Raw genomic sequence first — 747 nt, 5'->3', positions numbered from 1 at the left:
CAACAAACGTTAAGAATGTTGCATCAAAATTGGCAATCATTTTTTAAGTCGATGAAAGATTGGGCAAAAAACAAAGACAAATATACAGGCAGACCGAAACCGCCCAAATATCTCAAAAAAGACGGACGATATGTGCTTGTGCTAACGAATCAATCATGCAAAGTCGTCGATGAACACATCACGTTTCCTGCCTGTTTCCAAGGGTTTCGGTTAAAGACAAACATGAATGGGAAGCTACAACAAGTCCGATTTATTCCAAAACACCGCCATATCATCGTCGAAGTCGTTTACAAAATCCCTATTCCAGCGCCAAAACAAGATCACAACAGATACATCAGTATTGATTTAGGTTTAGATAACTTCGCAACCATTGTAAATAATGTGGGCATACAACCGATCGTGATCAATGGTAAAGGTCTAAAATCCGCCAATCAATACTACAACAAACAAATGAGCCACTACCGCAAAGTAGCGAAACAAATGAATGGACTCGATTGGACAAAACGAATGAGCAAAATGACAGAAAAACGAAACCGCATCGTAGAAAACTTTATGCACCAAGCGAGTGCCTTTGTCATCAAACATGCGCTGTCTTTAGACTGCGATACGATTGTGGTGGGGATGAATAAAGATTGGAAGCGTGAAGTCCATCTCGGAAAGCGCACAAATCAAGCGTTCGTTCACATTCCGTATCAAACGTTTCTTCATCAGTTGCAGTACAAAGCAAAACAGCATGGCATTCGCGTC

1 protein-coding gene is annotated in these 747 nt (G+C 40.8%); it reads left to right on the top strand.

Annotation, left to right across the window (positions count from 1 at the left end):
• The coding region (locus EKC99_RS15345; RefSeq protein WP_163152668.1) for an RNA-guided endonuclease InsQ/TnpB family protein at positions 1–747 on the top strand (747 nt) is incomplete at both ends.

The sequence above is a fragment of the Anoxybacillus sp. MB8 genome (genome assembly GCF_011006755.1).
GTDB lineage: Bacteria > Bacillota > Bacilli > Bacillales > Anoxybacillaceae > Anoxybacillus > Anoxybacillus gonensis.
The sequence above is the reverse complement of the archived record's forward strand: the minus strand, read 5'-3'. Positions and strand labels throughout refer to the sequence as shown.